This window comes from Halomonas sp. TG39a (genome assembly GCF_000744395.1).
Lineage (GTDB): Bacteria > Pseudomonadota > Gammaproteobacteria > Pseudomonadales > Halomonadaceae > Vreelandella > Vreelandella ventosae_B.
Genome location: NZ_JQLV01000002.1, coordinates 339,585 through 361,303 on the forward strand (window position 1 = coordinate 339,585; position 21,719 = coordinate 361,303).

22 protein-coding genes are annotated in these 21,719 nt (G+C 52.9%); 8 read left to right on the forward strand and 14 right to left on the reverse strand.

Translation table 11 applies throughout. The features are described from left to right. Positions 1–8 precede the first annotated feature (8 nt). From U738_RS19705 to U738_RS23645, 3 genes are all read right to left on the reverse strand, one after another. Entirely contained in the window at positions 9–638 is a 630-nt protein-coding gene (locus tag U738_RS19705) for an SDR family oxidoreductase (RefSeq protein ID WP_035584477.1), read from the reverse strand. Positions 639–732: 94 nt separating this feature from the next. Next, the gene (locus tag U738_RS19710) at positions 733–1,422 is read right to left on the reverse strand and encodes a VIT1/CCC1 transporter family protein (protein ID WP_035584480.1); all 690 of its coding nucleotides are present in this window, start codon (positions 1,420–1,422) and stop codon (positions 733–735) included. A gap of 178 nt (positions 1,423–1,600) precedes the next feature. Beyond that, positions 1,601–1,735, reverse strand: coding sequence for a PQQ-dependent sugar dehydrogenase (locus U738_RS23645; RefSeq protein ID WP_231896821.1), 135 nt, complete (start codon positions 1,733–1,735; stop codon positions 1,601–1,603). Positions 1,736–1,855: 120 nt separating this feature from the next. Between U738_RS23645 and U738_RS19715 the strand changes: the two genes are divergently transcribed. Both U738_RS19715 and U738_RS19720 read left to right on the forward strand, forming a co-directional pair. Next, positions 1,856–2,398: an adenylate kinase gene (locus U738_RS19715; protein ID WP_035584482.1), complete on the forward strand. Its 543-nt coding sequence runs from the start codon at positions 1,856–1,858 to the stop codon at positions 2,396–2,398. A gap of 149 nt (positions 2,399–2,547) precedes the next feature. Next, positions 2,548–3,483, forward strand: a complete 936-nt coding sequence (locus U738_RS19720; protein WP_035584485.1) for a glycerophosphodiester phosphodiesterase family protein — start codon at positions 2,548–2,550, stop codon at positions 3,481–3,483. 58 nt (positions 3,484–3,541) lie between these two features. Here U738_RS19720 and U738_RS19725 read toward each other — a convergent pair whose 3' ends face one another. Beyond that, positions 3,542–4,450: a dihydrodipicolinate synthase family protein gene (locus U738_RS19725; RefSeq protein WP_035584488.1), complete on the reverse strand. Its 909-nt coding sequence runs from the start codon at positions 4,448–4,450 to the stop codon at positions 3,542–3,544. A gap of 349 nt (positions 4,451–4,799) precedes the next feature. Between U738_RS19725 and U738_RS19730 the strand changes: the two genes are divergently transcribed. From U738_RS19730 to U738_RS19745, 4 genes are all read left to right on the forward strand, one after another. Continuing rightward, complete coding sequence (locus U738_RS19730; protein WP_197671983.1) at positions 4,800–5,273, forward strand: hypothetical protein; 474 nt, start codon at positions 4,800–4,802, stop codon at positions 5,271–5,273. After that, positions 5,242–6,465, forward strand: coding sequence for a hypothetical protein (locus U738_RS19735; RefSeq protein WP_197671982.1), 1,224 nt, complete (start codon positions 5,242–5,244; stop codon positions 6,463–6,465). Before U738_RS19730 ends, U738_RS19735 begins: the two co-directional genes overlap by 32 nt. A 34-nt stretch (positions 6,466–6,499) precedes the next feature. Further along, positions 6,500–9,334, forward strand: a complete 2,835-nt coding sequence (locus U738_RS19740; RefSeq protein ID WP_035584495.1) for a bifunctional diguanylate cyclase/phosphodiesterase — start codon at positions 6,500–6,502, stop codon at positions 9,332–9,334. Positions 9,335–9,404: 70 nt separating this feature from the next. Then, positions 9,405–10,211, forward strand: coding sequence for a PEP-CTERM/exosortase system-associated acyltransferase (locus U738_RS19745; RefSeq protein WP_035584497.1), 807 nt, complete (start codon positions 9,405–9,407; stop codon positions 10,209–10,211). A gap of 25 nt (positions 10,212–10,236) precedes the next feature. Here the strand turns inward: U738_RS19745 and U738_RS19750 are convergent, their stop codons facing one another. The 3 genes from U738_RS19750 to nfsA form a co-directional block, all read right to left on the reverse strand. Next, a complete protein-coding gene (locus U738_RS19750) occupies positions 10,237–10,881 on the reverse strand; it encodes a hypothetical protein (RefSeq protein WP_035584499.1) in 645 nt (214 codons plus the stop codon). Between the two features lie 132 nt (positions 10,882–11,013). Further along, positions 11,014–11,979: a zinc-binding metallopeptidase family protein gene (locus U738_RS19755; protein ID WP_035584502.1), complete on the reverse strand. Its 966-nt coding sequence runs from the start codon at positions 11,977–11,979 to the stop codon at positions 11,014–11,016. Positions 11,980–12,076: 97 nt separating this feature from the next. Then, positions 12,077–12,808: an oxygen-insensitive NADPH nitroreductase gene (nfsA, locus tag U738_RS19760; protein WP_035584505.1), complete on the reverse strand. Its 732-nt coding sequence runs from the start codon at positions 12,806–12,808 to the stop codon at positions 12,077–12,079. Positions 12,809–13,123: 315 nt separating this feature from the next. Here nfsA and U738_RS19765 point away from each other — a divergent pair, with 315 nt between their 5' ends. Then, complete coding sequence (locus U738_RS19765; RefSeq protein ID WP_035584507.1) at positions 13,124–13,891, forward strand: class I SAM-dependent methyltransferase; 768 nt, start codon at positions 13,124–13,126, stop codon at positions 13,889–13,891. Between the two features lie 80 nt (positions 13,892–13,971). Here the strand turns inward: U738_RS19765 and U738_RS19770 are convergent, their stop codons facing one another. Next, positions 13,972–15,654 carry a methyl-accepting chemotaxis protein gene (locus U738_RS19770; RefSeq protein WP_035584509.1) on the reverse strand — a complete coding sequence of 561 codons (1,683 nt, stop codon included), beginning with the start codon at positions 15,652–15,654 and terminating at the stop codon, positions 13,972–13,974. 128 nt (positions 15,655–15,782) lie between these two features. Further along, positions 15,783–16,352: a bactofilin family protein gene (locus tag U738_RS19775; protein WP_035584511.1), complete on the reverse strand. Its 570-nt coding sequence runs from the start codon at positions 16,350–16,352 to the stop codon at positions 15,783–15,785. Positions 16,353–16,546: 194 nt separating this feature from the next. Between U738_RS19775 and U738_RS19780 the strand changes: the two genes are divergently transcribed. After that, positions 16,547–17,113 carry a bactofilin family protein gene (locus tag U738_RS19780; protein ID WP_035584513.1) on the forward strand — a complete coding sequence of 189 codons (567 nt, stop codon included), beginning with the start codon at positions 16,547–16,549 and terminating at the stop codon, positions 17,111–17,113. A gap of 16 nt (positions 17,114–17,129) precedes the next feature. On the opposite strand, the gene U738_RS19785 is transcribed toward U738_RS19780, so the two are convergent. From U738_RS19785 to hemA, 5 genes are read right to left on the reverse strand one after another with little or no spacing between them, the layout of a single operon-like run. Then, a complete protein-coding gene (locus U738_RS19785; RefSeq protein WP_035584516.1) occupies positions 17,130–17,885 on the reverse strand; it encodes a HesA/MoeB/ThiF family protein in 756 nt (251 codons plus the stop codon). 4 nt (positions 17,886–17,889) lie between these two features. Further along, on the reverse strand, positions 17,890–18,390 hold the full coding sequence (locus U738_RS19790) for an Lrp/AsnC ligand binding domain-containing protein (protein ID WP_035584519.1): 501 nt from the start codon (positions 18,388–18,390) through the stop codon (positions 17,890–17,892). A 33-nt stretch (positions 18,391–18,423) separates the two neighbouring features. Continuing rightward, on the reverse strand, positions 18,424–19,272 hold the full coding sequence (prmC, locus tag U738_RS19795) for a peptide chain release factor N(5)-glutamine methyltransferase (protein WP_035584521.1): 849 nt from the start codon (positions 19,270–19,272) through the stop codon (positions 18,424–18,426). Continuing rightward, the gene (gene prfA, locus U738_RS19800; RefSeq protein ID WP_035584525.1) at positions 19,272–20,360 is read right to left on the reverse strand and encodes a peptide chain release factor 1; all 1,089 of its coding nucleotides are present in this window, start codon (positions 20,358–20,360) and stop codon (positions 19,272–19,274) included. Before prfA ends, prmC begins: the two co-directional genes overlap by 1 nt. Next, positions 20,357–21,670, reverse strand: coding sequence for a glutamyl-tRNA reductase (gene hemA, locus U738_RS19805; RefSeq protein WP_035584527.1), 1,314 nt, complete (start codon positions 21,668–21,670; stop codon positions 20,357–20,359). Before hemA ends, prfA begins: the two co-directional genes overlap by 4 nt. Positions 21,671–21,719: the final 49 nt, after the last annotated feature.

Sequence of the window (21,719 nt, forward strand, 5' to 3'; positions counted from 1 at the left end):
CCACTTGCCTACTGAATAATCTCGCCAATTGAACGCTTACCATCCAATAGTAGGTACTCCTGATTCTTCAAACTGGACGTCTGCACTGTGTGGAGCAGGGCGTGAGCGACATTAGCCCGGGAGATTTGGTTATCGCCAGCTTCGTCAAACGAGCTGGCGAACTGCTGACTAGCGGCTTCGTCGGTCAAACGGCCAGGCTTGAGAATGACGTAGGGAACACCACTGTTGCGAAGGTGAGCATCGGCGGCAAATTTCGCGGCCATATAGGGGCGCATTTTCTCGGGCGCGTCCAGTGGTTGTTCCGCTCGCATAGCGCTAATCATGATGTAGCGGGAAAGACCTTTTTGCTTGGCGATATCGGAGGTACGAATGGCACCAAAAAGGTCAATCATCAGTGTTTTATCCGGCCCGGTGTGGGGGCCTGATCCCGCCGTGAAGACCACTTGGTCACAGCCATCAAAGGCGTGCTCAAACTCACCTTCTAAATCGGCGACCACGGTATCAATGCCGTGCTCTTTGAACCAGGCTGCCTGCTCTTCACTGCGAATCATTGCCTTGATGGGCGTGCCCGCTTTTTGGGCCAGTTCGCAAAACTGCTTGCCAATCTGTCCGTTCGCGCCAATCACTAACGTTGTCATAACGACTCCTTGTGAATTGCTTACCCCTCTATCAATGCTGGCACTTAGGCGAAATTCAACCCTGTAGCATGGTACGCCGCAGCAGTTGAGGCATTTAAGCCATCACTCCAAACACATGCCCGATGGCGGAGGTTAATGCCATCGCAAGAGCGCCCCAAAACATCACTCTTGCCGCAGCTTTTAGGATGGGTGCTCCACCCACTCGGGCAGCTATAGCGCCCAGCAAGGCCAAAAAGAGCAGTGAGAACAACGCGACCAAATGAATAAGCAGCGCGGGAGGCGCCCACCAAGCGACCAGTAGCGGCAAAAGAGCGCCGATGGTGAACGTCGCGGCTGAAGAGAGTGCTGCTTGCAGGGGGTGCGCTTGACTGAGGTCGGTGATGCCAATCTCGTCTCGCGCATGGGCGCCTAGGGCGTCATTGACCATCAATTGTTCGGCGACTTGTCGTGCCAATTCGGGTGCCAAGCCGCGCGTTTCATAAATAGCGGCGAGCTCGTCCTGTTCTAGTTCGTAATGCTCAGCCAATGCTTGGCGCTCGATGTCGAGATCGGCGTTTTCAGTATCCGATTGCGAGCTTACTGAAACATACTCCCCCGCCGCCATCGACATCGCACCAGCCACCAAGCCTGCAATACCCGCCAGCATAATATCGCCTTGAGTGGTATTAGCTGCGGCAACGCCCAGTATCAGACTGCTGGTCGAGACAATGCCGTCATTCGCGCCCATCACCGCGGCTCGCAGCCAACCGGTACGGTGAGATCGATGGTGCTCTGTATGGATCATGGGCTTTCCTTTCTGTGAGGGACATCCAAGTCAACAATAGCATCCTGGGCCATGAGCTATTTTTCTGGCACTACTCGAAGCAGCCTGCCTTCGGGGCTGTCGGTAAGTAGGTCCACTTCACCTTATGGGCCTACTCGCACATCTCTTATACGCTCATCTAGCTCACCAAACAGGCCTTCTACATCGTCGGCTTCGCTACCATCGTTAAACGTACCCGGCGCACTTCTTTATTTACCAGCGTTCCTATCAGTATATCGCCCTGCCACTGCGAGAACAGCGCACCGCTGTAAAGCGCTATCCCTGAGGCGAGCAATAGAGGGCGTCCATTCTAAAAGTGGCGGCACGGTACCAGGGTACTCATTGACACCGTATGGTGCCCTTGCTGCCTCTCTGTGCACTCATTAAAATGTTGCGCCACCTAAAGAGAACTCCCATGAAGATTAATGTGGTCGGCACGAGTGGCAGCGGCAAGAGCACCCTCGCAAAGCAGCTCGCAGGCGCTTTGAACGCCCCATGCGTTCAGCTTGATCAATTATTCTGGCGCGCTAACTGGCAAGGAGCGCCGGACGATGTGTTCTTCCCTGAGCTGGAAAACGCTTTAGCAGCCTCACCACAAGAGTGGATACTGGACGGTAATTTTGACCGCACTCGGCATATAAAGTGGCGCGATGTGGATATGGTGGTGTGGATCGACTACCCCTTTTGGCGAGTATTTAGCCAAGCCCTCACCCGTGCTGTTAAACGCATCATAAGCCAAGAAGAGCTTTGGCCTGGCACAGGGAATCACGAGAGCTTCCGCAAAACATTTCTAAGCCGTGATTCGGTTCTGCTATGGTCACTAAAAACGTGGCGGCAAAACCGTAAACGCTACTTTGCCGATATGGTGAATCCACGCTATGCGCATATTCAATTTGTACGTTTGACCTCTATAAAAGAAGCGCAAGCGTTTGTGAAGAGTCTCAAAGTGGGTACTTAGCTCTTAGGTGGCTATATAGCCCCGCTGCGTATTCGCTTGATGGCTGCTCTCTTAGGCTCTCGATGAATCACCGAACAGTTCTCGCCATTTGGCTTTAACGCTTCAGGCCATGTACGCTTATTGAACGAACATTCAATTAAGGTACTTTCATGCAACGTCATTCGTTATTCGCCACAATGTCACTGGGGCTTTTTGCTGGTGCTGCCACAACCACCGCGCTGGCGGAGTCCACCGCGCTGGAGGAGCAACTCAAAGAGCTTGAGTCATTTCAAGTGATCGCCCATCGCGGTGCCAGCGGTCACGCGCCGGAAAGCACCATGGCAGCCTATGAACTGGCCCATGAGTGGGGGGTCGATTACTTAGAGCTGGACGCCCAACTCACCGCCGATGGTGAGTTGGTGGTGTTCCATGATGACGCCATTGATCGCACCAGCGATGGTGAAGGTAAGATTAATGACTTCACCTTGGAAGAGCTGAAAGCGCTGGATACCGGCACTTGGTTTAATGTGGCCAACGCTGACAAATCAGACGACAGCTTTGAAGGGGCAAAAATTCTCACGCTGGATGAACTATTCGAGCGCTTCGGTCACGATGCCCGTTACTACATTGAAACCAAGTCACCACAGCTAAACCCAGGTTTGGAAGAAGCCCTGGTAGAAACACTGGAAGAGTACGAGATGGTCGAGAATGGCCACGTATTAGTGCAGTCTTTCGAGCAGGACAGCCTGTTAAAAGTGCAGGCACTCAATGACGATATTCCGCTGATTCAACTGGTTTGGTACTCCCCCAGTGAAGAGGACGCATCACGCTTAGTGGAGTGGACAGGTGTAACCCCAGGGCCAGAAGAAATTACCGATGAGGATTTCCAAGCGGTATCGGATTACGCGGTCGGTATGGGCACCAACTTCATCTACGATGGCCGCGAAGTTATTGATGCCGACTTCATCCGCCAAGCGAATGAAAACGGCCTGCCGGTACACGTCTATACCATTAATGAGACCGATGAGATGGAGCGTTTGATGGAAATGGGCGCCAACGGCCTGTTCACCAATTATCCTGATCGCCTGATTGAGCTCGTTGAGTGAGCATCGTTGAAAGCGCTCATACGCCCAGCCATGGCTGGGCGTTTTTTATAGCGCGGCTTTAATTGCTACTTTCAGATTCTAGACCAAGCTGCTCCAGTACCCGTTCCACTTTCTTGCGGTTATCCCCTTGCAGCGTTTTAAGCGGCTGCGGCAAGCACGGGTGGCTCACTTTGCCGGTGACTTCGGCAATGGTGGCGGCTACCCTTAGGCTGCCACCGTACTCACGGTAGAGTGCCCATAGCGGCTCAAGGGCGTCTGAAAGCGCTTTGGCCTGTTGAGCCTCCCCTGCCTGAGCGGCCCGAGTTAGCGCCAGCGCTGCTTTCGGGTATATCCCGCCGATAACCGAGTACCAGGCATCGCACCCTGCATTGAGGCCGGTGGCTGCCGCCGCGTCGCCGCTGATGCCGATGGTGACATCAGAGGGGATCAGCTTGCGCAGCCGCGTAACTCGCTCCGTTGCCGCTACAATATCGTTGTTCACCGGGGGAATCTTGATAGAGCGAACCTGGGGCAGTTGGGCGATTCGACCATGCAGCTCATCGCTGAATTCAAAATGGGTAGTGCCGGGGTTGTCGTAAACACATAGCGGCACACTCAGCGATTGGCAGACCGTTGCGTATAGATCGAAAACCTCGTCATTAGTGAGTTTTTGATAGGACACCGGCGCTAGCAACACCCCGCTGGCACCCGCTTGCTGGGCGTTTTCTACATTAGCCAGCACATCGCGAGTACGGAGCGCACCAATGCCTACGACAATAGGCATGCCACCTGCGCTTTCAACGCTAAGCTGGACAACACGGGCGCGCTCTTCACGGTTTAAATAAGCGTAGCTACCCGTCGAGCCCAGCACGCCAATGGAGTCCACCCCAGCTTCAGCTAAGTACTCGACTAGGCGGACAAACTCATGCTCATTAATGCTCTGCTCATTCATGGGAGTTAGCGGAAAAGCACTTAGGCCGGTGAACATAGTGGATGATCCTTTTTAAGATGGTAGCAGTCGCCGAGTCGCAAAGACGATTCGTTATTATGTACAAGCAGACGGGAATGGAATAGCCACAACTTATCCTCGCTGTTCGTTGACATAACTTCCTGTTATTTTTCTTGAATTGATGTAGTGTTTGGGTAAGCGTCGTAGCGATACGGCACAGCTTTTGAACGCATATCTTTCAGCTACATCGTTCGAACTGAATATAAAAACAGTGCCGTTAGTATTGCAAGGGAGAACACGTCATCAATTCATACACTTTTCATGTGCAGAACAGAACTGCACCGTGCTTGAACCTGGCGTACATCACTCAACCAGTAAGCTACCGCCAATGCCATCACCCGTTATAAGCGGTTCTCTATTGCGATTGGCCTTACTGGCAGTGACCACCCTTATTTTGTTGGTGGGACTCGCTTTCGCTACAACGAATGCCATCGCTAGGGAAGCGCCGATTTTTTTAGTGGCTCACCCTGAAGTCACTACCCGCTGGCTAAACCGAGATACCACCCGCGCAATTTTCGCGATGCGCCAACGCACATGGCCAGATGGTCAAGCGGTTAGGGTTTTCGTATTAAGTAATAGTAACCCCGTGCATGCTCGTTTTGCCAAAGAGCAATTGGCTGCCTACCCGCACCAACTTCAGTTGGCTTGGGACCGTATGGTCTTCTCAGGTACCGGGCAAGCCCCCGACCGAGTAAACGATCAGGAAGAGATGCGCGAACGCGTTGCCACGACACCCGGTGCGATTGGCTATCTTGAAAGGGAGTATCTGGATGATAGTGTCCAAGTCATTTCGATGGAATGAATGTCGAGCTATTGCCGCTTTAATTAGCGGCGTTGTGATGGGCTTCTCTGCTCATGCCCAAAGCGATGAACACGTTCTGGATACTCTGCAGGTGCACGGCTTTCTTAGCCAAGCACTGATTATTACTGACGATAACAATTTTTTCGGCCACAGCAGTCGAGATGAAGGCAGCTTCGAATTCACAGAAGTCGGCCTCAATGTATCCTTAAGGCCCCATCAGGATGTGCTTGTTGCTGCTCAGATGTTAAGCCGCCGGGCCGGAGGTGAAAGCAGCGATGTAGAACCGAAATTGGATTACGGTCTGATTGATTACCAAATGGTGTCTAATCAGCAGCGTACCTTTGGTGTACAGCTAGGAAGGTTCAAAAATCCCTTCGGGTTTTATAATCAGACACGTGATGTGGCATTTACACGTCCTAGCATTCTACTGCCCCAATCTATTTACTTTGATCGCACACGGTCACTGGGGCTTTCAGGGGATGGTGTGAGCCTCTACCACGAGGAAAGACTGGCTACGGGCGTCCTTCGAGCGCAGGTAGGTATCGGCCAAGCTCAAGCAGGAGAGGACTTACGAAGCACGCTTCGTCTAGAAGATGTACCAGGTACACTCGATGCTAAGCAGTCAGCTATAGGACAAATTCGTTATGAGCATGACGGAGGTCGTATTGTTGCAGCACTGAGTACTGCTCAAGCAAAAGCACGATTTGATTCAAGCATTTCAGAACAGACAGATGTCTCTTTTCGGTTTCGCCCAGTTGTGTTTTCAATACAATATAATGAAGAACTTTGGAGCTTAACGGGTGAATTCGCCCTCAGACCAACGAAACTTGGCGGCGTAGAAAACCGCTGGGTAAATGATGTCACTGGTGAAAGTTGGTATATCCAATACGCGCGGCGTTTTGCTAGTGAATGGCAATGGCTTGTACGTTACGACAGCCTCACAAGCAATCGCGCAGACCGCAACGGTAAATCTTTCGAGGAAAGCACCGGGGGGAACGTCCCAGCGCATACCCAATTTGCAGATGACCTGACCTTTGGACTGCAGTGGACACCACACCCTCAAGTTATGCTGGCAGGTGAATACCACCATGTAGACGGCACTGGCTGGCTGCCTATTCAGGATAATCCAGATTCATCAGCGACCAGTCGACGCTGGAACATGTGGCTGTTCCAGCTATCGCTGCGTTTTTGAGGCTCCCCACGATCCTGGCTAGGACGTTACTGCAATGAAAATATTTACTTTTTTTCGAATGCCTCAGCGCCTTAGCCTGACCTGGCGGGTCATCGCATTAAGTAGCTTACTGCTGTTGGCGCTGGTAACACTATTTACCTGGCTGGGCCACAACAACCTAACTCGTCAGTTTCAAGAAAGCCGCAGCCAGCACCATGAGCGCCAGCAGCGAGAAATTCGTTTAGCGCTAGTTCGTTCATCGGAAAGTTTACGCCAGTTAGCTGGCTTAACTGCCGCCTCGGCAAGCTTAGGCTCTCCCTTACAAGCGGGTAACGCAGCCGTGGTGGAACAAGCGCTCGATACCCAGTGGCCCACACTACAGCTTGAGGCGGGGATTGATGAGATTCTAATCATTAATACTCGCGGTCAAGTATTGGGTAATTGGGGAGCCGGAAATTTACAAGCACAGCTTCCCCTCTTAAGCTGGGTAAGGCGTGTTATGAATACTGAACGCCCTCTTTCAGCGCTGCGCTGTTCAACTAGCTGCCAGCAGTTTGCGGCCGTGCCGGTGCTAGTGGAGGGAGAAAGTGTCGGTATGGTCGTGTTGTCCCGATCGTTAGCCGATGTCACTCGGCAAGCCAAAGAAGTGTCTGGCGGTGAAGTTGCACTACTCGTTACCGGGCCCGCTGAAGACAGTCAGGTAACGGCAACACGGCAACTGCAAGCTTGGAATGGTCAATTGCTGGCACTCACTAGCGAAAAACAAAGCTTAATACCTTTACAGCGAGCGGCAGATGCGGCCCCTGTGCGCCGATTAATGGAAGCACCACTAAGCCTTGAGCATAGCGGCAGGCATTTAGAAATAAGCGCAGTGCGCATGGAAGAAGATAACGAACGCAGTAATGTAGGGTACTTCCTGCTGATATCCGACATTACCGAGCAAATTAAGGCTATTAATCAGGATACTCGCACTCAGTTATTCGTCGGCGTACTCGGCTGGATTGCTGCGGAACTACTTTTATTAGTCATATTGCTGGGCCCAATGGCTCGACTGCGCAGAGTCGCCGGGTTGCTCCCTGCCCTAGCCGACGGGAAGTTTAACGACATACATACCGCCATTCCCAGCCACCGCCGTCGCATTCCCGACGAGATAGATGTGCTTGAGAGCAGCACGCTCGAACTAGCGCGCCAACTTGAATTGTTAGAAGGAGAGGTTCAGGAGCGCGGCCATCAACTGGACGAGCGTATTGAAGAGTTAGCTGAAGAGCGTGATTTCATCAGTGGCCTGCTGGACACAGCCCAGGTATTTATCATTGCTCAAGACTGCACTGGTCGGATCAGCCTAGCCAATGAGTATGCGCAGTTGATGTTGGGGCTAAATGAAGCCTCGCTACTTGGAAGGCACTTCGTTGATGTCTTCGAGGCGGGTGTCCCTACCACTGTGCATACGTTTTCCCATCCCCAACAAGAGGAAAAAACGCTACGTACGCCCGACCAGCGGATTCATACTATTGCTTGGTATCATGCACCGTTACAAACAGGTAGTGAGAGGAAGGTTTCACGCATATCAGTGGGGCTCGATATTACCGAGCGCAAGGCTGCCGAAGCACGACTCACTTGGTTGGCTGAACGCGACCCGCTAACAGAACTGTACAACCGGCGTTACTTCCAACATGCCCTGCAAATCGCTCTTGAGCGCCCTACTAAGGCAAAAGGGGCGATACTGTTGCTGGATTTAAATCAGTTCAAAGAAGTAAATGAACTGAGCGGGCATCATGTGGGAGACAAATTACTCTGCGAAGTTGCCTACACCCTGCTCCATAATCTTGGCCGCCGTGGCGTCATAGCCCGTCTGGGGGGCGACGAGTTTGCCCTACTGTTAGAAGATACCAACGCCGATCAAGCAGTAAATGTCGCGCAATATATAGTGCAACTGCTAGACGGCATTGGTTTCACTGTCGGAGAACGACGTCACCGGGTAACGGCCAGTATTGGCATTGCGCTGTTTCCAACCCATGGCAATACACCGGCGGATCTTATGGCTAGTGCTGATGTGGCTATGTATAAAGCTAAGGAGAGCGGTCTTCATCACTGGCATCTACTTTCCAAGTCAGAGAATGCCAAAGACGAACTACAAGAGCGAGTTTACTGGGTTGACCGTATACGCAATGCGCTTGAAGAGGATAACTTCGAGCTAATGGTGCAGCCCATCATGCGCCTGGAAGACCAAGACGTAAAACACCACGAGGTGCTGCTGCGGATGCGCGACTCGGATGGCAGCCTAATCTCCCCGGCGCACTTTATTCCTATTGCCGAACAGAGTGGGCAAATTGTCTTAATCGACCGTTGGGTATTGCGGCACAGCTTAAAGGCACTTAGCCAACTTCAGGACCGAGGTATCACCCTAGCGGTGAACCTTTCCGGCCAATCCCTTCACGATGGAGGGCTAAAGCAGTATTTGGCAGACGAGCTGACTGCCAGCGGCGCTGATCCTCACCATCTAATATTGGAAGTGACAGAAACAGCGGCGGTTACTGATTTTTCTACTGCGCGCGGCGTACTACAAGCAGTACGCGACCTGGGTTGCCGCACGGCACTGGATGACTTTGGGGTAGGCTTTAGCAGTTTCCACTATTTAGGGCAGTTGCCCGTGGATTATATTAAGATTGATGGCTCTTTTATCCGCAGCTTGCTAATCAGCCCTGACAGCCGCGTTATTGTTCGTGCTATTGCCGACATTGCGAAAGGTTTTGGCAAGCAAACGATTGCTGAGTTCGTTGATCAGGAAGCGCTATTGCCAATACTCAAGGCTTATGGGATAACTTATGGCCAAGGATTCCACTTAGGACGGCCAGTTCCTATCCGGACAGCCTTTACAGATCATGAATGACGCGTATTATTTTTAACAAACAAACCGCAAAAAACCATCCAGCCAATTAATTAACCAAGGAAAAATAGTGATGGAAGCAGCTCAAAAAAAGGAGAAAACTAGCAACACACTTGCAGATCTTTTCAGCTCTTTTAATGATGATTTTATTTTCAGTATTGCCCTCACTGAAACTGAAAAAAACCGAATATATAAGCTCCGCCACGAAGTCTATTGTCAAGAAATCGGCTACCACCCGGCCCAATTAACTGACAAAAAGACCGAATCTGACATTCACGACTCTCACTCCATTCACTGTTTGATTGAACATAGACGGTCGAGACTAGCAGCTGGTTGCCTTAGATTAGTATTACCAGCACCTTACGGCGAAGGAAAAATGAAGAGACTACCTCTTCAGGATTTTGGTGAACACACGCTTCCACATGAAGTTTTGCATCCCGCTAAACTGCCATATGAGAGTATTTGTGAAATATCGCGCTTTGCTATTGCTAGAACATTCCGCCATAAAGCCATAAATCATGAAACCCTTACTCCAAGCGCTTTTGATTACCAATTTACAGCTCAAGAAAGGAAGACGTTTCCTTTAATAGTTATTGCTTTATTCCTTGCAACTTACTCGCTCGTCGGCTTAATGAAAAAACGTCACGTATTTGCCATGATGGAACCAAGACTTCCAAGACTACTTTCCATGTCCGGATTCAAATTTACAAAAGTCGGAGAATCTATCGAAATGCATGGCAAGCGTAACGCTTTTTACATCGACCATAGCAAAGCAGAAAAGGAGATGCATGAAGAGTTAATGCCATTTTATCTTCACATACGAAAAATATTAGAGCCGCAACTAGAAGAACTGCTAACAAAAAAAGTAGCAGCTCTATAGCCTAGCCCACTTGCAAGCTCAGTTATTAAACTCCATTATTTTCGACTACTGATGCGGATCTAAAATCATTAACCGTTACGCTAGTGAATTTCTCTAAGAAAAACACTAGCGTTTCAGGATATTGAAAGCGCTCTTCAAAGCGCTCTTGGCCCTCTTGGGAACGCCGCGTCACGCTTGCTTTGTACCCTGCATTCGATTTAGATACCTTTACACTATTCTCACGACTTCCATCACGCTTGATCGCCGTTAGTGGGGAATTATTGCTTAACAAAACCTCTAATTCACGGGCGGCGGCACGCTCTTCATCAGACGCCCAGAGGGGCTGATCTCTATCACCATAACGGTAGAGCATAATCACCAACATGACGGAAAAAATGCTACTGGTTAGCATCCAGGTTAATAAAACGCTCGACGGGGGCGTTGTGAGCATAATAAATAACTGAACCACAATGCCCACTGCCAACACACCAGCCAACGGTCGCCACATGCGTGGATTCATAAACCCGCGCTTAAGTATATAGCCCCAAAGCCCAACCACTGCTAAAGCCCCTAACAGTAAGTGAATGGGCGCGAGGAGTGTACCCCCTCCAGCCAGTACGGCAATTACCCCAATCATCACTATTAAACTGTAGAAAGCAGCTAACAGGTAGTAAGCGCGTTTAAGGGTCATATGCAGTCTCCGTGCAGGGTGACCGATGGCTTGCGGCGCCATCGGATTTATTGTTATTGGTTTGTGGATAAAGCCTTGAACTGCAGTATAGATGATCACGGCAATTCTTCACTATTGCCATGGCAATCAGTGTTACAGCCCCTGCGCGCCCCGGCGCAGCCAGTCGTGCACAAACGCCAGTTTACGACGGGCCGTCTCTGAGAGCACAAAAGGGTAAAGGTCTGGTAAGCCCATCGAGCGATTGACGTGATTGACCCCGACGGTCAGCGCCGCAGCCACGTAGATCAAACGCTCTGCATCAGGCTCGGCATAAGGATCCCACTGTGGGCTAGGCAGCTCCGGCGAAGAGAGGTCTGATGCTGCAAAGCTATCGGCAATATCGGTTAAATGCAGCAAGTGTGCAGCAGTTTCGGCCCAATCTTCGTGTGGGTGCGCAGAGGCGTAGGTGGTTAAATAGCGTTCTTTCCAATCGGACGGTGGCCCATTGATATAGTGACGCTGCAGCGCGGCCTGATAATCCTGGCGCTCGTCGCCAAACATCTCGCGAAAAGCATCAAGGAAATCTTCGCGCAGGCTAAGCCGCCACCAGAGCATATGCGATATTTCGTGGCGCATATGGCCAATCATCGTGCGATAAGGCTCTTCTAACGCTTCACGACGCGTCGTAACCAGCACGGGGTCTACCTCGGCCACGCTGATGGTCACTACGCCCTCAATGTGTCCCATCGGGACAGGCGTAGGGCCTTCGGCGAGTAGATGAAACACCGGCGGCGCGCCTGGGTCTTCGGGACGAAACCAGTGCCAACGGCCCAGGTTATCCAGAACCCAGCGTTTAGCCGCTTCCGTTTGTGCCCAGTTAGGAATAGCGTTGGGAAGACTAGGGTCTGGCGCCAGTGCTGTCATGGAACACGAGCGGCAAAAAGCCCCCTCTTTAGGGGCAATCCAGTTGCAGCCAATAACGTCGCGATTGATGCAAAAAGGTGGCATTGGCACAAAGGCACGGGCCTGAGGGTCATAGGCGACGGGAACCCCGTCTGCGGTTGCAAGATTGTCGAACCAAAGAGAGCCCGAACCGACGGGATTTGAGAATACACGCATACGGTACAGCTCCTGAAAGCGAGGAAAAGAGAACCTCAACCGACCGACTGAGCGTTCTCTTTTCCAAAAATCCTATTAAAAATATCGTGCAGCGCCTTTATTTCATTTCAAAGCCGCGCTTGATTAAAAAATCGCGCATATGGGGCCGCAGCTTGTTATCAAACAAAGGCTTGAGATTGCGAGACCAGTCGGTATCTTTATTACTGCTGCTACGAGCCTGATAGTAAGCCTGCATAGTCGTATCGAAGGCTTCTACCTGCTCGCCGTCTTCAGTGTAGTAGTCTTCTTTAAGAACCGCCTCCACGGGCAAACGGGGCTTCACTTCAGGTTCTTGATCCGGATAGCCAAGGCACATACCAAACACCGGGTACACGTGCTTGGGGAGGCGTAGCAGGTCGCTAACCTCTTGGGGATTATTGCGGATACCACCGATATAGCAGATCCCCAACCCTTCGGATTCAGCTGCCACCGCCACGTTTTGCGCCATTAGCGCGGTATCTACGGTCGCTACCAAAAGCTGCTCGGTCATTCCCCGCACAACGTTTGCGCCAGTGCGCTCAGAGGCCTCCGTTGGCCGCTTCATATCAGCACAGAAAACCAGAAAGTCGGCACAGGTAGCAATGTACCCCTGGCCACCAGCCAACTCAGCTATCTGCTCGCGATTCGCCTGATTTTTTACATGGATAACGGTATATGCCTGAACATGGCTAGACGTTGCTGCTCCCTGCCCGGCTTGGATCAGCTCCAGCAGCAACGCCTTTGGAATCGGCTGGTCGCTAAACTTACGGATAGAACGGTGGGATTTCAATAACTTAATAACGTCGTTCATGGAACCTCGCTTATCTGGGTAACGCTTAACCGAATAACAACTGAATATAGGGTAACAGATTTGTACAATATGACAGGGTTAGCGCCTGCCTTGCCAATGCGCTTTGTCACGAGCCCTCTTCGGCAGTCACACCAAGGGGAAAAGTATGAATATGAAAGTAGGCTTATATGTCAGCTAACAGATGCACGACATCCCTCATTATTTATTAGATTTTCAATGTCTAACTAATAAGTTAGCCGTCAGCAAGCTATACTGTTAAGGCTATACGCTTACAACTGACACTTGATGGAATAATAACGACGCCAGGAAGCCGATATGACCAATCCCCCTCAAAATGCACCCGGGCAAGAGTGGAATGCCAGCGACTACGCCCAGAATGCTAATTTTGTACCTAAGCTAGGCAGCGAAGTGGTCAAGCTGTTAGCGCCTCAACCCGGCGAACGTATTTTGGATCTTGGCTGCGGTGATGGCTCGTTGACAGAGCGCCTCGTGCAACTGGGCGCTGATGTTCTCGGTGTAGACGCTTCAGAAGAGATGGTGAACGCCGCACGCCAACGCGGGGTTACCGCACGCGTCGTTGACGGGCATCAGTTGCCTTTCGACCATGAATTTGATGCCGTATTTAGCAATGCGGCGCTGCACTGGATGCTTGACCCCCAGGCGGTATTAGCAGGCGTTAAGCGTTCATTGAAGCCGGGTGGCCGGTTTGTGGCCGAGTTCGGAGGCCATGGCAATGTCGCCGCTATTTGCACGGCGCTGATTGCCGCTCTGCAGTTCCGGGGCATTAGCGCCCGCGGCCGCCACCCCTGGTACTTCCCGACCACTCACGAGTACGGTCATTTGCTGGAAACAGTTGGCTTCAAGGTGGAAAGCATTGAGCTGATCCCTCGGCCCACTCCACTGCCCACCGGCATGATGGGATGGCTGGAAACCTTTGCCAGCCCTTTCTTGCATGGGCTCGACGAGGATGTGCGCGAAGCTGTTCTTGAAAACACCTTAACGCTGCTGGGCCAAAGCCTACGCGATGAGCAAGGCAACTGGACGGCAGACTATGTACGACTGCGCGTTTCAGCCCGTACGTAAGCTGAAACTGCCGTATTAGCGGCCACACAGCCGCCGATGATAAGAGTACCTATCATCGGCGGTTGTTAGTTATTTAAGACCTAGAACTCATCCCATTCATCGACGGTTTCTTGTTTGCTTTGCTTCGCCTGTTGGCGTGACGCTGGCTCAATGCGTAGGCCAGCTGCTGCTTGCCCTGGGGGATTGCCCTTATGCATCAGCGCAGTAGTGCTGGCAGCGCTCTCATCAATGCGGAAGGTAGCCATCAAATCGGCCAACTCGCGGGCCTGCTCTTCTAAAGAACTAGCGGCCGTGCTGGTTTGTTGCACAAGTGCAGCGTTTTGCTGAGTCACCGAGTCCATTTCGGTAAGAGCAGCGTTAATCTGCTCAATCCCACTGTTCTGCTCCCGCGTCGCAGTCGAGATTTCGCTCATTAAAGTAGTGACTTGGCGAATCGCATCCACCGTTTGGTGAATTGTCTGCCCACTGCGCTCCGCTTGTTCAGCGCCCCCATTAATTTTCGTGGTGGTCTGCTCAATCAGGCTACGAATCTCTTTGGCGGAATCAGCACTTCGCGTTGCCAATGTACGCACCTCGCTTGCCACGACGGCAAAGCCACGACCCTGCTCGCCTGCACGTGCGGCTTCGACCGATGCATTGAGCGCCAGGATATTGGTTTGGAAAGCAATGGAGTCAATCACCCCGATAATATCGTTTACCTGGCTTGCACTGGCCGCAATCTCGCGCATCAGTTGCACCGTGCGCTCCACCTCCTCACCACCTGACTCCGCTGACTGTGACGCTGCAACGGAAAGCTGATCCGCCTCTTGAGCCGTTTCAGCGTTTTTACTCACCGTTGTCGACATCTCCTCCATGCTGGAGGCGGTTTGCTGCAGCGCGGAGGCCTGCTGCTCAGTGCGCGAAGAGAGATCCTGACTTCCCGCAGAGATATCACCCGCCCCGCTGAAAACCCGATCGCTACTACCTCTCAACGCTATAACCAGTTGTTTCAACTTCTCCTGCATAGCCGACAGCCCACTGAACAACTGGCCAATTTCGTTATGCCCACGATCCTCAATCTGGCCTGTCAGATCGCCGTCGGCAATCCGCCCAAAGTGCTCACTGGCACGTCGAAGGGGCCTGACAACGCTACGCATCATCGCCCACCGAATCACGACCACTGCCACCAGTGAAATCACTAAAAGGGTAATGGCAATGGCACCAATAATAGTCGCCAGCCGATTGAGCTGTTGAAGAACGCTAGCGCCACGCTCTTCGGTATAAGCGATAAAACCGCCCATCGCCAGATCCAGCTCGGCGCTTAATGCCCCCAGCTCTTCTTGCCTGCGCTGAATTTGAAAAGGAGCGGCCTCCAGCAATGGTGCAATGCCCTCCGTCACAAAGGCATTGTAAGCGCTGACAATAGCATCCCGGTGAGGTGCCAGCGTGCCTTCGGGGTTGATTGGCACGGCACGAAACTCATTAAAGCGTGCCTCTGCCTCAGCAACCGCCTCTGCTGCCATAGCAAGGCTCTCCTGACCTTTCTCGGGGTTACCCTGGGTACTGAAACTTGCTGAACGGTCTAAAAATGTTTGCGCTCTAAGTGCATGCACCTGTGTGCGGTTGGCTAAGTTAACGAGCCGTACATTGGTGGCCGCCAGTTCTTCAAGCGCCTGCGAGCTATTATGATTGGAATAAAAGCCGAGGCCACTGATCAAACCAATCATAAGCACCAGCAGGGCTAACGCAGCAGTCAGACTCCATTTAATAGAGAGGTGCTTCATTCTGTTAATTCCTTAATATTTATATTTTATTCAATAGGATATCGGCCAAACTAAAACAAACTAAAGGGCCACAGGAGAATCTAGACGCTGACACAACACATAGTTTGATACACCACCATTCTTAGCTTTTAAGACACCATGGCTATGCGTTGGCGACTGGTTTTTTGAGCCACGTCCACTTGGAGCCAAGCACCCGCCATGCACTCCAAGCGAGGAGCCTCGACCACCCCCACTATGCGCGCCCGAGCCAGCAGCGTGGCCTTAGTATTGGCTTTAAGTGTGCCAACGATCTGTCCGTCAATATCGACACTATTCCCCTCAATATAAGACGTTACATGGCCAGTGGCAGTCACGGAGACAGGATGATTGGGTGCAATAAGCGTTCCCTCTAAACGCCCCTTAATCAACACAGGCTCATCGGCAATCACTTTGCCTAAAACATGGGTGGCCGATCCAATTCGGCTGCCACCACGGATATGCCCTAGGTCGGGAGGCGCCACAGTAGAGGTTTCCGCTGCAGGGTGTGATATCGCCTCAAACGGCTTGTCTGGTATAGGGGCGCTAGCCGCAGCAGGCGCGTGGTGCGCTATACTGGCAGCACTTAAAGAGCGCTGTTTTAGCTTACGGCGCTTGCCATCCCATACGATCAGCGTCATTACCCCAACGCCCAGCACAATAAACCATACTTGAATGCCCATACCCTTCCTGCCGCTTTAGATGTGGTTACCCCAGCTAACGTTATACTCGCTCTGTTATATAGCAGCGGCGTGAATAAGCCCATTCACTTGGCTTAACTCCAGGCTTTGAGCCACGCACAAGCCGATTAAGGTATTTAGTGCTCTCTCACACTTTCTTCAACGACGCTCCGTCGTCATTGACTAGGAGTCACCTTATGTTTAACAAAGCCAAGAATGCCCCAGATGAAAGCAAGGCCGCGACGCTCATTCCTCCTGATACACGCTCGCCGGCAACGCCAAACACGCCAACCAGCGGTGCACGACCAAGCCTCTCCGTTATCGGCGGCCATACCCAAGTGGAGGGAGACATTAATAGCGATGAAGATTTGACGGTAGAGGGACGCGTAAGCGGCATTATCACCTGTAAACAACACACCGTTACCCTAGGCGCCAATGGCTATATCAACGGCGATGTATTTGCTCACACATTGCATATATCAGGCGAGGTAACCGGTAACCTGGTGGCACACCACCGCGCAACCATTCATAAGGGCGCCCAGGTTTCAGGCACTATTGTTGCCCCCTGCCTGGTGCTGGAAGATGGCAGTGTTTTCCACGGCAGTATTGATATGAACCCCGACAACGAAGTGCTAAAAAGCGCCTTTAGCGATGCCATCGGCAGCATGACCAAAACCTCGCCAAAAGCAACCGTCGAGAAGCATTCAACCACGAGTGCGAACGCCGCAGAGCATGACACAACAGAAGCAAAAGCTAACGATTAAGGCGCTTTCAGCAGCATCAGCGGCGCTGAGCGCACACAGGGCAAGCGGGATCGCGGGGTACTTGAAAGTGCCGCCATTGGCCACTTAAACCATCAAAGGTAGAGAGGCCTTTATGGGCAGAACCTGCGCCACTAAGCAGCTTAAAGGCTTCAACCGCCTGAAAGCAGCCGATCAAGCCCACCAGTGGCGCCATGACGCCACTTTCTGAGCAGCTTAGCGCTTCATCGCCACTTTCGTCGGGCGGATAGAGGCAAGCGTAGCAGGGACACTTGGTATTGCGGGGGTCAAAGACTGCCAACTGACCTGAAAAACGAATCGCCGCACCCGATACCAGCGGCACACTAGCTTTTTGAGACGCCGCATTGACCGCATAGCGGCTTGAGAAACGATCCGTGCAGTCCAGCACTACATCCGCCGAAGCCACCAAGCATTCAAGCGACTCGCCCTCTACATGTTGGGCTAACGCGATCACATGGCAGTGCGGGTTGAGTGCCTGCATGCTGGCTTGGGCAGAGAGCGCTTTATTTAAGCCAATACTGGACTGGTGGTGGGCAATTTGACGCTGAAGGTTAGAAAGCTCGACCTGATCGGCATCAGCGATGGTGATGCGCCCTACCCCAGCGGCGGCTAAATAGAGCGCGGCCGGAGAGCCCAAACCGCCTGCACCAATAATCACCACATGGGCAGATTGGAGGCGCTCTTGGCCTTCGATATCCACCTCGGGCAGCATGATCTGGCGGCTATAGCGCAGCAGTGCCTGGTCATCCATCATCGGCTTACTTATCCTCAAATTCCTCGTACGCGGGGATGTGTAAATTGAAGCTCTCTTTCACCTCTTCCATCACCACGTAGCTTTTCGACTCTTTTACGCCCGGCAGGGTTAACACCACATCGCCCAACAGCTGTCGGTAAGCAGCCATTTCGGGAATGCGACACTTTAAAATGTAGTCGAACTGCCCCGAGACAAGGTGACACTCCTGGATCTGCGGCAGCTTCTCGACGGCACGGCGAAACTCATCAAAGACCGCTGGCGACTGTGTCTCTAAGCTGATCTCGACAAACACTAACAAGTTAGCTTTCAAGGCACGTGGATCAAGAATGGCTTGGTAGCCACGAATAATCCCTGCTTTCTCCAAGCGCTTAACGCGCTCAAGGCAAGGAGTTGTGGATAAGCCCACTTCAGAGGCTAAATCGACGTAAGAAATACGCGCATTTTCCTGCAAGCAGCGCAGGATTTTGAGGTCGATACGGTCCAGCGTTCTATTTTTTGGTTTCATGGCAGGATCCAATACTGATGAATCAGGCAGTTATTAAAGGTGCCCCAGGGTAACCCGTTCATGCCCCCCCAGGTCACGAATACTTTCAACGCTTTGATAGCCAGCGCTTTTAAGCGCACTGCGCACCTTATCAGCTTGGTTGTAGCCGTGCTCAAGCAACAACCAGCCTGATGCGGTTAAATAGTGCTGCGCAGCGTGCACCAGGTGCAACAGATCGGCCATGCCTTCGGCGTCAGCAACCAGCGCTGAGCGAGGTTCAAAACGCACATCGCCTGCGCTTAAATGGGGGTCATTGGCGGCAATATAAGGCGGGTTACTGACGACAATATCGAAACACTTATCTGCCTCTTCAAACGCTTCCAGAGCATCGAACCAATCGCTTTGCAAAAACTGGGCATTGGTGATCGCCAGCGCCTGAGCATTACGGGTGGCCAATGTCACCGCCTCAAAGCGCAGATCTACACCAACGACTTGCCAGTCGGGCTGCTCGCTGGCAAACGCCAGGGCAATGGCGCCAGTACCCGAGCCAAGATCGAGCATTCGGCCTGTGGGCTGAGTCACACAGCCAAGCGCACGCTCAACGAGGGTTTCGGTATCGGGCCGGGGGATCAAGGTGTCGGGAGAAGTCGCTAAGCGTAGCCCCCAAAACTCGCGCTCCCCGGTAAGGTAGGCGACCGGGGTACCTTGGACACGGGCAGCGATTAGCGCATCAAAACGGGCCTGCTCCCATAAGGGGCATGCTTTATCGCCCCAGGTGTATAGCCAAGTGCGGTCGCGTCCAAGCACGTGGCAAAGCAGCACTTCAGCGTCAACACGCGGCGAGCAGGAACCCGCGGCGAGCAACCGTTGGGCAGCCTGTTGTAACAGCGCATCAAGGGTCATTAAACGTCCTGAAGGGCTGAGAGCTGTTCCGCTTGATACTCGTGAATCAGTGGGCTAATCACGTCATCCAACTGCTCGCCGCTAACCACCTCGTTAAGCTTATAAAGGGTTAAATTGATGCGGTGATCGGTAATCCGCCCCTGGGGGAAGTTATAGGTGCGGATGCGCTCACTGCGATCACCAGAGCCCACCAGCGAACGGCGTGCGTCCGCTTGCGTCTGGCGCTGACTATCGACGGCGTTACGCTTCAGCTTCGCGGCCAGCAGCGACATCGCCTTGGCACGGTTTTTATGCTGGCTGCGCTCCTCCTGGCACTCCACCACCACGCCGGTCGGCAGGTGGGTAATGCGGATCGCAGAGTCCGTAGTGTTAACGTGCTGGCCACCGGCACCGCTGGAGCGGTAGGTGTCCACGCGCAGATCCGAAGGGTTAATGTCGATATCACCAACATCTTCGACTTCAGGCATCACCGCCACGGTGCAGGCGGAAGTGTGAATGCGGCCCTGGGATTCGGTCGCAGGTACACGCTGTACGCGGTGGGCGCCGGATTCAAATTTTAGCTGGGCGTAAACGCCATCGCCTTTGACGCGGGAAATAATTTCTTTGTAGCCGCCCTGCTCGCCATGGCTGGCGCTCACCACCTCGACCCGCCAACCGCGTTTTTCGGCATAGCGCGAGTACATGCGAAACAGGTCACCGGCAAAAATAGCCGCCTCGTCGCCGCCGGTACCGGCGCGCACTTCCAGAAACACCCCGCGGCCATCGTCAGGGTCTTTCGGCACCAGTAGACGCTTCAGCTCGAGATCCAGCTCGGCTAACCGTTCCCGTCCTTCGCTTAGCTCCATCTCCGCCAATTCGCGCATATCCGCGTCGCTATCGCGGCTAAGCTGCTCGGCTTCGTGCATATTGGTTTCAATATCACGATACCGCTGCCAGGCCGCTACCAGCTCTTCTAACTCGGCATATTCCCGTGAGTAGTCGCGAAAGCGTTGCTGGTTATTGATTACTTCAGGATCCGACAGCAGCATCGCCAGCTCTTCAAAGCGTTCGGTAAAGCTGTCTAAGCGTTGGCGCAAGGTCTCTTTCATGCGGGCGTATCATCCTTCTGGCGGTTAGCCGTGGGCGCGGGCGTGGTTTCAAAGGCTGGCTTGGTGGGCAACAGCAGGCGCGGTGCAGCATTCAGCAAGTCATGGTGCTCCTCTGAAGCCGCATCGCGTATGGCCTGAGTGGGCTGGTGGAGCAAACGATTGGTCAACTGGTGCGCCAAGCGCTCAATCACTTTAGCCGGGTCTTCACCCCGCGCCAGCCGCTCCAAAGCCTGATCGCGGGAGAGATCGCGCAACGCTTCGCCATGTTGGCGGTAGTCGCGAATCAGTTCACCACCGTTGCGGATGCGTCGTTCGTGCTGCCAACTGCCCACCCCATGCTCAATCAGCGATTCGGCTTGATCGGCGGCAACTTGACGGTGACGACGATTTTCCTGGATAACCTCTTCCAAGTCGTCCACGGTATAGAGAAAAACATCTGCCAACTCGCCCACTTCCGGCTCAATATCCCGAGGTACCGCAATATCAACCATAAATACTGGCCGGTGGCGGCGTTTTTTGAGTGCGCGCTCGACCATACCTTTACCTAATATAGGTAGCGGTGCAGCCGTTGAGGAGATGACGATATCGGCATATTCAAGCGCATCGGGGATTTCTTGCAGGGTAATTGCCGTTCCCCCAAAGGGGCCTGCTACCAGCTCGGCACGTTCACGGGTGCGGTTGGCAACGGTCAGCTGGCTAACGCCCGCTTCGTGCAAATGCCGAGCGACCAGTTCGATGGTTTCGCCGGCACCAATGAGCAGCGCCCGGGAGCGGCTGAAATCATCAAAAATACGGCTGGCCATGCTAACGGCTGCGTAGGCCACTGAAACAGGGTTTTTACCGATCCCTGTTTCAGTACGCACTTGCTTGGCCACCGCGAAGGTGTGCTGGAATAGGCGCTCAAGCTCACCGCCCAGGCCCTTGGACTGGCGCGCCTGCTGATAGGCATCCTTCAACTGGCCCAAAATCTGCGGTTCGCCCAACACCATAGAGTCCAGGCCAACGGCTACGCGCATTAAATGGCGCGCCGCATCGTTGTCTAAATAATGGTAGGCACAGCGCGTCAGCTCATCGACGCGTAAGTTATGAAAGCGTCCGAGCCAGTTGAGTACCGCCTGCTCGCCAGCCGCATCCGTGACACAATAAAGCTCCGTGCGGTTGCAGGTAGAGAGCACCGCCGCTTCACTGATTTGTGGCAGGTTACGCAATTCAGCCAACGCAGTTTCAAGCTGCGTTGGCGTAAAAGCTACCTGCTCACGCACGGCCACGCTGGCGGTACGATGATTTATTCCCAGGGCAAGAAGCGTCATGCGTTATGCGTCTTCGCTAGTGTGTCGGACTTTTCGGCAACCACCGTTG